Origin of the sequence: Aquimarina spongiae (assembly GCF_900141785.1) — a bacterium.
GTDB classification, from domain to species: domain Bacteria; phylum Bacteroidota; class Bacteroidia; order Flavobacteriales; family Flavobacteriaceae; genus Aquimarina; species Aquimarina spongiae.
This window is the reverse complement of the sequence record NZ_FQYP01000002.1, coordinates 127,410-139,348: the sequence shown is the minus strand read 5'-3', so window position 1 is coordinate 139,348 and position 11,939 is coordinate 127,410. Positions and strand designations below refer to the sequence as shown.

The following is an 11,939-nucleotide window of genomic DNA, read 5'->3' as shown; positions in this document are numbered from 1 at the left end:
AAAATGTAATGTCCATTTACCAAAAAATAGCTGCAGTAGGTATCAAATATTTAGGAAAAGATATCCTTTTTAAATACGGATTCAATTTGTCACCCATGTATCGGCGCAGTACTGGTCGTGTAATCCAGGCATCAAAAGATCTGCTGCATATTCGGATACGTATTAAGATCAGTTATAAAAACAAAAACTATGTGAGCTCTATTTTTGGAGGAAGCATGTTTTCCGCAGTAGATCCTATTCCGATGGTGCAATTAATGAACCTAATCGGAGATGATTATGTGGTATGGGATAAATCTGCTCAGGTATTTTTTAAACGACCAGCCAAAGAACATTTGTATGCTGATTTTACTTATACAGTAGAAGAATTGAATGATATCACTCGCAGAGTACAACAGGAAAAAGAGATCGAGATCGAAAAAATAACTTATCTCACTAATAAGGACAATAATAAAACCTTTTGTGAGGTAAGAAAGATCATCTATATAGCAGATAAGGCTTTTTACAAAGAAAAACGAAAGCAAGCCAAACAGCATCAACATTAGCCGCGATTGGCTTTTTATTTCTTACATTTATAATAACCAATACGAACGGGTAATGCAAGAAATAAAGATCTATAAATCTCCTTGGAAAGCAATAAAACTAATGCTTTTGTGTTCCATATTTGTCGTACTTGGCATTTGGTTACTAACTACAGATGCACCTCGTTGGGTATCCTGGTTGGGGATAGGTTTTTTCGGGTTGGGTTATCCTGTTGGGACTTATAATTTATTAGATCGCAGACCACAAATTATTATCAATACCATTGGAGTTTTTGATCGTACTGCGCATAATGAATTTATCAACTGGGAGCTAATACAAGATGCCTACCCCATAAGCATTAGCGGGCAAGAATTTGTATGTTTAGTGATCGATGAACAGTTTAAACCTTCACATAAGCAAAGCCGTTTTAAACGCAATGTAGTGCGATGGAATGAAGCTTTGGGCGCGCAAGAACTGAACTTGAATCTAAGTCAGGTAAAAGTAGATGCAGTAAAGTTGACCTACCTTATTGTTGCTATGATACAGGCCGAGGTAGATCATCGTGAGCAACTCTTAAAAACCTTACTTTCTCCTGCCTAAAAAAGTTTACTATGTTTATGATTCCTATTTATTTTTTATGAAAAAGGAGTATATTAGTGTTTGTAAATTGGTTGACCAAGTCTGAAAAGTCGTAAGCATATACCGGATATTAAAATTGTTAGTTTTTTAATCTAAAGCGTAATAAGAACAGATTTTAACCATCAATCAACTGAGACCAATACTCACCTAAAACCTAAATAAAATGAATACTCAAAAAGAAGTCAAACTATCTTCAAATTGGACTAGTTTTGGATTGTATGCGGCCGGTATATTTACATTATTTCTTTTGGCTATAGGTTTATTCGCGGTAATAGAATATGAATTCAATGAACGAATGTTATTAGGGGGAGTATTATTACTCTTACTGGTAGTATTAGTAATTTATCAATTTCTGTATGCATGTGATGCACGAATTGTAGGAGATAAAATTGTTTTAAAAAAGAAATTTAGACGGGCTAAATCGTATTCTTTTGATAAAATCGGGTATCCTGATTCATTTCAATTAAAAAAGACAAAATACATAACTGTAGAAATGAAAAATGATGATGGAACATTTGAGACTTATCTTATTATTAATACTAGATCCTTTCTATTTCCTGAGAATAAAGATGCCGAACGAGTATTGATAAACCTAAGAAATATTGCCAGAATGCAAAAATAATAAGAGTTATCTATATTGATAATTTTAGGACCTAAGCGTCATCATCTTTATCTCGCCCCTTTTTTGGTAATCGTTTTGCTTCCTTCAAGCTTTTATGGATCATCCATTCGATTTGGCCATTAACACTACGAAACTCATCATCAGCCCATTTTTCGATTTGTTTAAATAGCTCTGGGTCAATACGAAGTACAAATGATTTTCTTTTGCTCACAATTAAGAATTTAGAGTTCCGGTATTCACTACAGGAACCGCCTCTTTATCACCACACAAAACTACCATTAAATTGCTAACCATAGATGCTTTTTTATCATCATCAAAATCTATGATATCGTCAGTAGATAATTTATGCAAGGCATCTTCAACCATACCTACAGCACCTTCTACAATTTTCTTTCTGGCGGCTACAATGGCAACCGCTTGTTGACGTTTTAACATCGAGCTTGCAATTTCCGGAGCATAGGCTAGGTATCCAATTCGGGCTTCCATTACTTTAATTCCTGCAATAGCGAGACGTTCGGTAATTTCATTTTCCAAGGCTTCGTTTACCTCGTCCATACCAGAGCGTAGGGTAAATTCTGCCTGTTCATCATCAAAATTGTCATAAGGATACGATCCGGCAAGTTTACGTACCGCGGCATCGGTCTGTACCTTTACAAATTCTTCATAATTGTCTACATCAAAAGCTGATTTGTAGGTGTCAGAAACTTGCCAAACCAGAATCACATTAATCATAATGGGATTACCAATTTTGTCATTCACCTTTACACGTTCACTATCAAAATTTCTAGCACGTAACGAAATTTTTTGTCTAGAAAAAAACGGATTAGCCCAAAAGAAACCATTGTCTCGGACTGTTCCTTTATATGCACCAAATAATACGAGTACTTTAGAACTATTAGGATTAACAATAAAGAAGCCTTTGATAATCAGGATAATGAGTAATCCAAGCAATAAGAAAAGAGGATTGTCGAAAATGATCAAACCTGTCATCATACCTGTAATGGTTACGACTAGTATAAATAGCATTATATATCCATTGGTCGCTTTAAATTCTGTTTCTTTTTTCATTTTGATATTGTTTTGATATCATAATAATACTATTTATTTTTCAGAATAAAAAGTTTGAACTGCTTTTTTTTAGTAAATTATGGTATTTAATATTTACTTCTTTGCAGTTCTCTTTGGTATTGAATGTAGGTGATGCTATCCCTTTTCGGACAAATCAAAACACTTTTCAAACAAGTTGACACTGCTTCTTTGACTCATATTTGTATCAAAATAATAAGTCATGAAAGTTATACATTTAATCAAGGTATTATTAGCTATAGCAAGTTTGGTAGCTTTATGGATTGGAGGAGCTTTGACATTTACTCCTTTAGATTTTCACGCTGCGTCTCAGATTGTTTTTGAATCGCCAAGTGCCAGTTTGTTAAGTGAATTACGATCTCCGGGTGGGGTATTAGTAATTGCTGGATTTCTAATGTTTTTAGGAGTATTCCAGAAAAAAATGATAAGGCTATCGTTAACCGTTTCTACTATGGTATATCTTGGGTACGCATTGGGCAGGTTGGTAAGTTGGGCGCTTGATGACAAACCAAACCAATCTTTGCTAATAGCATTGGCTATCGAATTACTATTAGGGACACTATCCGCATTGGTTTTATTAAAAAACAAACCTCTAACATAGGTTACTAGGAGAATCAGATTAAAAAAGGAACTCTCGTTCCTTTTTTAATCATAGCCAGCTAACATTTCGTCAATCCATTCAGAAGTGTTTTTATAATAGTTCTCACTAAAATCAGATTTCTGTTCGTCTAATAGTTTTTTGGTTTTTAGAAACATGGTTTTTGCCTGTTCCTTTTTCCCCATTTTATCATATAAGTCACTCACATTGGCATGTATTTGTACATGGTTAGGTTTTTTGGCAATAGCCATCGTGTAAATGACCAAAGCAATTTCATAATCTTTCAGAGCTTTAAAATCGTTGGCGACAAAATTCAAATACCCAGCACTTGCTTCATGTACATATCCAAAAGTTGCTTTTTGTTTTTTGTTGAAAAGAGTGACTTCTTTAGCTAAATCACTATTAGGTTTTTTAGCCAGATCTTCCATTACCTTTTGATCCGCAAAATAATTGCGACTCATACTAATCAAACCATCACAAATTGATGGCCCAACAATTTGCCAATGCCCCACACTTTTGATTGGTCTGGGTTGCCAGGCGATTGTTGTATTTGGGTATTTGGTTAACAAAGAATCAATACTATCCACATATCCTTTGAATTCTATTTCTCTACGGCCTACATCTCCATGGCTAAAATACAAGTATTTACCAAAGGTAGTTTTGGTTTTTAATAAAGAATCGGCATGTTTTACAATGACATTATCTTTATCTCCAAAAGAAGGACTGATGCCAACATAAGCATCAAACATATTACGTTTGTCACTAAATATGGTATTGCCTACAAATGCGCCGCCCCATGAGTGACCTACGATAGCTCTAAAAGAGTCTGTTCTGTATTCTTTTTCTATTAACGGGAACACCTCTTTGGCCAAATGTTCCTGCAATTTGGAAGATTTTGGATTAAACTCTGGTCCGCGTTGATCCGAAACCACACCTACCACAATCATAGGCATTACCGAATAGTTGTCTACCATGTATCCAATGTTTCCTTTGGCGGCATCCCAAAATATCTGATGTTGCGCATCCAAAACATAGGTTACTGCATATTTTGAAATAGAATCCCGATGATACCTATTGGGTAAAAAAACTTTTACACTACGTTTCTTTTCAAAAATCTTGGAATCGATGGTATGTTCAATTTCTGATTGGTTTTTGTCTTGCCCAAATGTCAGGCAACTCGAAAATAAAATACAAAAACAAAGGATGGTTTTAATGAATTTCATGACGGCTAGTGTTTTGTAGAAGTAAATATTTGTTAGTGTTACTCGTAACGTATAGTGTAACTATACGTTAGTAAAGAGTACATTTTTTTTGGATTGTTACAGTTGTACAACAAAATGGGGTTTTACAATGTAAAAAGCAACGGGTAAGAATATCTTGCATCTTTAGAGCAAACAGATACATTAAAGAATAATAGGAAATCAATATTATGAATGAAATAACTTATGGTAAAGCCAAATACAAAGATGCTTTACGAATATCGGTATTGTTAAAAACCGTATATATTCAAACTTATGCCGTAGATGGTATCACGTTTGAGTTTGCCAATTTTATTACCAAAAGATTTTCTACCAACTATATTGAGCAAGTTATCAAAGAAAACCCAAACCAATTGATTGTGGCTTATCAAAACGGGAATCCGGTTGGAGTTGCCGAAATATTGTATCACAGCATCTGTCCAATTCGAAAAATATCGGTGCCAGAATTAAGTAAATTATATGTATTAGAACGGTTTTATGGCAAAGGTATCGGGTTTGGTTTGCTTCAAGAAGTCGAAAAGGAAATACAAATAAATGGATACAAAGAATGCAATCTAGAGGTATATATTCATAATGCTAGAGCGATTACTTTTTACAAAAGACAAGGCTATGTTGCTATCGGTAATGTAGATTTTCCAATGGAGTTTAATACTTATGAAAATCTTGTGATGAACAAAGTATTAGAGAAGGAAAGATCATCAGCGAAGTAAGTGATCTAATGAGTAGATTTCTTTCAATTTTATTACCTTGGTATTTGGATATATGATATAATTAAAGTCCATATTATACTAGTGACTATCAAACCCTTTAATATGAAACCCGCAAATAAATTTTTACCACATATCGTGGTGGTAGGGTTGGGTATAGGTACAGCAAATTATGTTTTGAATGATAACCTTAATTGGATACAATGGTGTATCCAATCTTTGTGCACTAGTTTTATCATTGGATATACACTAGTGGTTATTGGTGTAAATAAATCTTGGTTGATGTCCCGTTTTGGATCAAAAACAAAATTATACCTCTTCCTATTTTCTACCTTCTTGTTTACAGGTACAGTGGCTACTGAGTTTGAGCATGTGATTCGATCGGTGGTGTTTCAAAGCCAAGAATTTCAGTTGTTCTCTTCAGGTAAAATGTATGTGTTCAACGGCATCATTTCTTTAATCCTGGGGTATAGTTTTTTTCTAAATGATTTCTACAAAAGTAAGACTACTGATTATAGTCAGGAACAAACAGCTACTACTTTGTCTGCGAATGAATGGATTACTACAATTCCTGTAAAACAAGGCGAGCATGTGCTTCTCATCCCGATAGAAGATATTGTCTATTTTGAAGCCTATGATAATTATGCTTTTGTATATATGCAGAATGGAGAAAAGAAACTATGTGATTATTCCTTGAGATTTCTAGAACAACGATTGACCAGCAATTTTTCTCGAGTGCATCGAAAATATATTGTAAATGAGAGTCATATAAAAAAAGTCACTCCATATGTAAATGGGCGTTACGTTTTGTTGTTTGAAAACGAATTGTCTTCCATTACCAGCAGCAAGAGCTACGCAAGTACGATAAGAAAACTCATTAAAATTGAGTAGAAAGTAAATTGTGTCATTCTAACTTATACCGGCTCTATAGTTTTCAATTGTATTCACTTATTTTTTTGGATCACTCACCATTAATCTGGTTCGTTTACCCGATTTGTCTTTTGTAACCTGTAACATTTCAATTACTTGCATACGGAAGAGCCCCTCATGATGAGGTTTTGTTTTAAATGAACAGTTATATGGAAATACTACATAAATTCAATATTATTCTACACGTGATCACTGGTTCGATCGCTCTAATTTTAGGTATTATCGCTTTGACAAGCACAAAAGGTGCAAAGGTTCATAATCAAAGTGGGAGTTACTTTTTAAAGCTCATTGCTGTGGTCATTGTGACCGGCTTGATAGGAGTTTTTGTTTTTAAAAGGAATGCATTTTTGTTGGTGATTACAGTATTGAGTGGCTACGTTTCTTTTTCGGGATATCGGGTGTTAATTTTAAAATCCAATACACCAAAATGGATAGATATTACCATAGCTATACTTAGCGTTTTGGTTTTGGGATATTTTCTTTATTACTTTAAATCTATTGGTATGATTTGGTCTCCTATAGTAATTTACAGTGGTGTAGGAGCTTTGTTATTAGTTGTCACTTATGACTTACTAAAATATGGGATTCCGAGGGAAGCCTATAAGAAACATCGTATTTGGTTATACGAGCATATTTATAAAATGACAAGTGCATTTTCGGCCCTTTTATCGGCATTTTCGGGTACTGTTCTAGAGAGATATCAACCACACAGTCAGTACATCCCATCAGTAATAGCCATTCTCATCATAGTTGGATTTATGATTTATGTGAAAAAATATGGGCTTAGAAAGTTACCAAAATGACGAACTATGTGGATCTGAAGACCTAAGATTAGTAAGCATTCTGTCAAGGATTAGTGGCCTTAGAAATCAAGTTATTCGAATATTGTGTAAGTAATGTCGTATTCATTGTGTTGTATTTGTCCTTCTATTATATATTTGGTTAATGAAAAGAATGTTATCAATTTAACTCATTCAAAAATGAATATTTCCGTTTTTAGAGATTATATTAAAAACGTTATTACTCTTTCTGATAATCAGGAATCTTTGCTGTTTTCTGAAGTAAAAGAAAGAAAATATTTGAAGGGTCAGTACATATTACAACAAGGAGATCCTTGTCATTTTTTGAACTTTGTTGTTTCTGGTGCAACCAAGACTTTTCATCTAGATGATAAGGGTAATGAACATATATTCAGGTTTGCAATCGAAAAATGGTGGGCCACAGATTTACCCAGTTTTATAAATCAAGATATTTCGAATACCAATATACAATGTCTGGAGAATACAGTGGTTGTTCAAATTTCTTTAGAAAGTTTTGAAAAGTTAACTCAAGAGATTCCTCAATTCGAACGTTTTTTTCGCCTGCTTTTTCAGAATGTTTCTATTACTCTGGAAAAGAGAATCATCAATAATTTAAGTTTTTCTGCCAAAGAAAGGTATCTTTTGTTTAGAGAAGAATATCGAGAATTCGAGCAGAGAATACCTCAATACATGATTGCTTCCTATCTCGGTATCTCTAAACAATATTTAAGTGAAATTAGAAATCAATTAACTTCTGAACTATAAAATGTTCAACTAGACGAACCATTTTTCTTCATATAGCTGAATGTACAGCATTTGTTGAGTTTCCATCTTTGTATTGAATTAAATAAATACAAAAAGAATGGAAACAAATTCAAAAATTAAATTCGAAGTCCCGGTACGGGAACAAATGTCTGAGCATAATTTACCCGTGTTTGATACTATTGTAAAATCTATTGGTTTTATGCCAAATCTTTTCGCAACCCTGGGGTTATCTGATAATGGATTGAATCGATATATATCTTTTCAGAATGCAAAGTCTTCTTTGAGTAATAAAGAAAAGGAAGCTATTAATTTGGTGGTAAGCGAAGTAAACGAATGTGATTATTGTAGAGCCGCTCACACTGCTATTGGAAAGATGAATGGATTTACATACGAACAAGCTCTTGAAATCAGAAGTGGACAAGCTTCTTTTGACGAAAGATTGAATAGTCTTGTAAAGCTAAGTCAAAACATTGTAAATACTAGAGGAAAAGTGAATTTCAAGTATTTGGAATTATTTTATGAATCAGGGTACAATCAAGGAGACTTAGTAGATGTGATTTTACAAATTGGAGAGAAAACAATGACCAACTATCTCCACAATATTACCCAGATACCAATTGATTTTCCGGAAGTACCTAAAATCTAAAAAAAGAAAACTATGAATGAGAATAAAACTATTACGTCAGGAACATTTGGTGACACGCAATCATCAAATCCAACAAAGACTATACTTTGGTCTGGGTTGGTAGCTGGTATATTGGATGCTATTGCAGGAGTGATTGTGTATTATATTTATTTTGGATTGAATCCTTTGCAAGTTTTGCAGTTTATTGCTGCTGGGGTTTATGGTCCAGAGGCTATAGATGGAGGTGTGGGAATGGTAATTGCCGGAATGCTTTTTCATTTTTTGATAGCCTATGTAGTTGCTGTTATTTACTTTATAGCATATCCTAGAATGGGCATCTTACGAAAGAATAAGAGAATAATGGGATTACTATATGGTTTTGCAATTTGGTTGTTCATGAATCTTTTGGTTTTACCAAATTCTAATATTCCTAAAGCACCTTTTGATATGGGATTAGCAATTATAGGTATTGTTTGGCACATGATATTGGTAGGACTTCCCATTGCTGTGATCACTTCGAACTACCATTCGAAGTTAGAGTAAACAATTCTACACGAATATGAATACGCAAGAAAAGTAAAAAAGTGTAAACCCAAAAGGTTTGCACTTTTTGTGAATAAAAGAGAGTTATAGTTTGCAACTTCAGAATTGGCAAGTTGCTTTCTAGTCATATTTTTTATCATGACCACAATCCTTACAAACTCCTGTAATTACACAATTCACATTTTCTACTTCATATTCTTTGGCCAAAGAAAAGTGCACAGGAATGGGTAAGCACTCGATGGTTTCACATACTTTACACCGAAAATGGAAATGATTCTTTAGTTGTTGATGATCATCGCATTTCATGCATAAAGCAAAATATTGTTTCCCATCATCAGCAACAATTCTATGTAGTACACCATCATCACAAAAACGGTTTAATACTCTATAGATGGTAGCTCTATTGATATCGATACCGATTTTCTTCTCAATAGCATCTTGACTCATTGCTTTGGCTGTTGATTCCAAAACAGAAAGCACAGCCTCTTTTGTAGGAGTATTTCTTCGTTTCATCTGTTTTTATTTGTTGTTTTCAATCGTCAGATGGGATTGCCATATAATCAGTTCTGTTGAAGATCAACATAATGGTTATGGCTTATTTCATACTACAAATGTAAATATTTTATTGCGACTTTATTGCAATAATATAGAATAGGTTTATATTTGCATTTGTATTATTGCGACTTAATCGCAATAATGAAATTAAAATAGATGAAAAATACGTTGACAAGGATTTGGGTAGCGTGAATCCTTTCCGTAGCTAATTTTTTAAATTGTAAGGAAATGAATACAAAGAAGAATTTTGAAGTTATCATCATAGGAGGGAGTTATGCAGGTTTATCTGCGGCAATGGCATTAGGCCGTTCTTTACGTGAGGTGTTAATAATCGATAGTGGTCTACCTTGCAATCGGCAGACACCACATTCTCATAATTTTATTACCCAGGATGGAGTACAACCGAGTGTAATTGCAGAAAAAGCCAAAGCACAAGTATTGCAGTATAAAACCATAAAATTTGTTGAAGACCTGGCAGTCGATGGTAAGAAGTCTGCTCAAGGATTTCGTGTCTTTACAGAAAAAGGAGAGGAGTTTACTGCTCAAAAATTGATCTTTGCTACTGGAGTAAAGGATTTGATGCCGGCCATAAAAGGCATATCAGAATGTTGGGGGATTTCTGTAATTCATTGCCCATATTGTCATGGTTACGAAGTACATCATAAAAAAACGGCAATTATGGCTAATGGTGAAAAAGGAATGCATTTAGCAACTTTGGTTGCTAATCTAACCGATGATCTAACTATTATCACTTCTGGAAAAGCAGATTTTGATAAAGAGGAGCTGGAAAAACTTAAACGCAACAATATTGAGGTCATAGAAAAAAAGGTTTTGGAAATAGAACACGAAAATAGGTATGTGAAAAATGTAATTTTTACTGATCGTAGTACAACAAGTTTTGAAGCTGTATATGCTTCAGTTCCTTTTGTTCAACATTCGGATATTCCAGCTTCTTTGGGTTGTACATTAAATGAGCAAGGCTATCTGGAAGTAGATATGATGCAAAAGACAACCGTAGAAGGCGTATTTGCCTGTGGGGATAATACTACTAGGATGCGTTCTGTAGCTAATGCGGTAGCTGCTGGTAATACAACCGGGGCAGTTGTGAATATGGAATTGGCCCAAGAGCAATTCTAAGTGTTATTGCGGAGTGGTGATTCACAAAGTTGGTATTATTTTTGATCCAATGCAGTAAATTTTTAACATGAAAACAACTACCACTATTGCACTGATTCTAGCATTTTTTTTCAATATTTTGGCCTCTGCACAATCTGTAAAAACTCATGAAGGTGTAAAAATAGGAGGGATCAAACAATGGATAAGTGCCAAAGGAGAAGATGCAACAAAACCAGTGCTTTTATTTCTGCATGGCGGCCCAGGGTTTTCATCCAAGGTGTATAGCAAGAAGTTTATAAAAGATCTAAAAAAAGATTTTATTGTAGTACAATGGGACCAACGAGGTAGTGGTTTTACAGCAGCATGGGGATCCGAAGATGATCCTATCTCAATAGACTTGATGCATCAAGATACCAAAGAAGTTGTGGATTATGTATTGCAAAAGTTTAACAAAGAAAAACTGTATTTAGTCGGGTTTTCGTGGGGAGGTGTCCTTGGGCTTCAATTTGCACATCAATATCCAGAACTATTACATGCCTATGTATCGGTAAGTGCTATGATCCATGGAGATGCTTCCGAAGCACAAACTTTACAACTTATTAAAGAAAAAGCAAAACAAACGGGTAATACGCAAGCCGTAGAAGAGCTTGCCAATGTCACTATTCCGTTTACCTCTTGGGAGGCATTGTATGTTCAGAGAAAATGGACTGCCTATTTCTCTAATGCCAAATCTTCAAAAAGGTACTATCCTAAAGCTTTGTTCAAAGAATGGTCTGCAAAATGGATGTCGATTTTTTTGGAGGCTTCCAGGACTGATTATTCGCAGATCGTTCAAAAAATAGATTGTCCGATTTATTTTTTCTTAAGTAAAAAGGACTTGGTGTCAAATTATGAGGTAGCAGAAGAGCTGATCCAAGATATCGAAGCTGATCATAAAGAAATTGTTTGGTTTTATAATTCTACCCATGAGGTCCCAAGTGACGAACCCAAAAAATTTAGTGCTGCAATGATTGATGTAGCAAGATCTTTATCCAAAAACGAGAAGTAATGGTATTAGATTTTGCGCTTTAAAAGCGCATGAATAATCAACGTACCCTCTGTTTTTGATATTATTTTTCACAATGATGTCACATTTTTATAATTTGAATTGTCTTATTGTAAATATAGCTGCTTGT

Annotated in this window: 16 protein-coding genes; 12 read left to right on the top strand and 4 right to left on the bottom strand. The window is 34.3% G+C overall.

The window, feature by feature from the left end:
- Positions 1-8 precede the first annotated feature (8 nt).
- From BUE24_RS05340 to BUE24_RS05330, 3 genes are all read left to right on the top strand, one after another.
- Positions 9-542 (top strand): DUF4442 domain-containing protein, encoded by a 534-nt coding sequence (locus BUE24_RS05340; RefSeq protein ID WP_073314732.1) that lies wholly within the window; start codon positions 9-11, stop codon positions 540-542.
- 52 nt (positions 543-594) lie between these two features.
- Positions 595-1,119 (top strand): STM3941 family protein, encoded by a 525-nt coding sequence (locus BUE24_RS05335; protein ID WP_073314730.1) that lies wholly within the window; start codon positions 595-597, stop codon positions 1,117-1,119.
- Positions 1,120-1,321: 202 nt separating this feature from the next.
- Entirely contained in the window at positions 1,322-1,780 is a 459-nt protein-coding gene (locus BUE24_RS05330; protein WP_073314728.1) for a hypothetical protein, read from the top strand.
- A 31-nt stretch (positions 1,781-1,811) separates the two neighbouring features.
- Here BUE24_RS05330 and BUE24_RS05325 read toward each other — a convergent pair whose 3' ends face one another.
- Together BUE24_RS05325 and BUE24_RS05320 are read right to left on the bottom strand one after the other, a co-directional pair.
- Positions 1,812-1,991 (bottom strand): type II toxin-antitoxin system antitoxin, encoded by a 180-nt coding sequence (locus tag BUE24_RS05325; protein WP_073314726.1) that lies wholly within the window; start codon positions 1,989-1,991, stop codon positions 1,812-1,814.
- A 2-nt stretch (positions 1,992-1,993) separates the two neighbouring features.
- A complete protein-coding gene (locus BUE24_RS05320) occupies positions 1,994-2,848 on the bottom strand; it encodes an SPFH domain-containing protein (protein WP_073314725.1) in 855 nt (284 codons plus the stop codon).
- A 220-nt stretch (positions 2,849-3,068) separates the two neighbouring features.
- On the opposite strand from BUE24_RS05320, the gene BUE24_RS05315 reads away from it, so the two are divergent.
- Positions 3,069-3,467: a DUF4345 domain-containing protein gene (locus BUE24_RS05315; RefSeq protein WP_073314723.1), complete on the top strand. Its 399-nt coding sequence runs from the start codon at positions 3,069-3,071 to the stop codon at positions 3,465-3,467.
- Positions 3,468-3,511: 44 nt separating this feature from the next.
- Here the strand turns inward: BUE24_RS05315 and BUE24_RS05310 are convergent, their stop codons facing one another.
- The gene (locus BUE24_RS05310; RefSeq protein ID WP_073314721.1) at positions 3,512-4,687 is read right to left on the bottom strand and encodes an alpha/beta hydrolase-fold protein; all 1,176 of its coding nucleotides are present in this window, start codon (positions 4,685-4,687) and stop codon (positions 3,512-3,514) included.
- A 206-nt stretch (positions 4,688-4,893) separates the two neighbouring features.
- Here BUE24_RS05310 and BUE24_RS05305 point away from each other — a divergent pair, with 206 nt between their 5' ends.
- The 6 genes from BUE24_RS05305 (at position 4,894) to BUE24_RS05280 (ending at position 9,093) form a co-directional block, all read left to right on the top strand.
- Positions 4,894-5,433, top strand: coding sequence for a GNAT family N-acetyltransferase (locus BUE24_RS05305; protein WP_073314720.1), 540 nt, complete (start codon positions 4,894-4,896; stop codon positions 5,431-5,433).
- 102 nt (positions 5,434-5,535) lie between these two features.
- A complete protein-coding gene (locus BUE24_RS05300; protein WP_073314718.1) occupies positions 5,536-6,321 on the top strand; it encodes a LytR/AlgR family response regulator transcription factor in 786 nt (261 codons plus the stop codon).
- Between the two features lie 188 nt (positions 6,322-6,509).
- Positions 6,510-7,163, top strand: coding sequence for a hypothetical protein (locus BUE24_RS05295; protein ID WP_073314716.1), 654 nt, complete (start codon positions 6,510-6,512; stop codon positions 7,161-7,163).
- Between the two features lie 177 nt (positions 7,164-7,340).
- Positions 7,341-7,925 (top strand): Crp/Fnr family transcriptional regulator, encoded by a 585-nt coding sequence (locus tag BUE24_RS05290; RefSeq protein ID WP_073314714.1) that lies wholly within the window; start codon positions 7,341-7,343, stop codon positions 7,923-7,925.
- Positions 7,926-8,022: 97 nt separating this feature from the next.
- Positions 8,023-8,571 (top strand): carboxymuconolactone decarboxylase family protein, encoded by a 549-nt coding sequence (locus BUE24_RS05285; RefSeq protein ID WP_073314712.1) that lies wholly within the window; start codon positions 8,023-8,025, stop codon positions 8,569-8,571.
- A 12-nt stretch (positions 8,572-8,583) separates the two neighbouring features.
- Positions 8,584-9,093: a hypothetical protein gene (locus BUE24_RS05280; RefSeq protein ID WP_073314710.1), complete on the top strand. Its 510-nt coding sequence runs from the start codon at positions 8,584-8,586 to the stop codon at positions 9,091-9,093.
- Positions 9,094-9,213: 120 nt separating this feature from the next.
- Here BUE24_RS05280 and BUE24_RS05275 read toward each other — a convergent pair whose 3' ends face one another.
- Positions 9,214-9,606, bottom strand: a complete 393-nt coding sequence (locus BUE24_RS05275) for a Fur family transcriptional regulator (protein ID WP_073314708.1) — start codon at positions 9,604-9,606, stop codon at positions 9,214-9,216.
- 270 nt (positions 9,607-9,876) lie between these two features.
- Here BUE24_RS05275 and BUE24_RS05270 point away from each other — a divergent pair, with 270 nt between their 5' ends.
- Both BUE24_RS05270 and BUE24_RS05265 read left to right on the top strand, forming a co-directional pair.
- A complete protein-coding gene (locus BUE24_RS05270) occupies positions 9,877-10,785 on the top strand; it encodes an NAD(P)/FAD-dependent oxidoreductase (RefSeq protein WP_073314706.1) in 909 nt (302 codons plus the stop codon).
- 67 nt (positions 10,786-10,852) lie between these two features.
- On the top strand, positions 10,853-11,812 hold the full coding sequence (locus tag BUE24_RS05265; RefSeq protein WP_073314704.1) for an alpha/beta fold hydrolase: 960 nt from the start codon (positions 10,853-10,855) through the stop codon (positions 11,810-11,812).
- Positions 11,813-11,939: the final 127 nt, after the last annotated feature.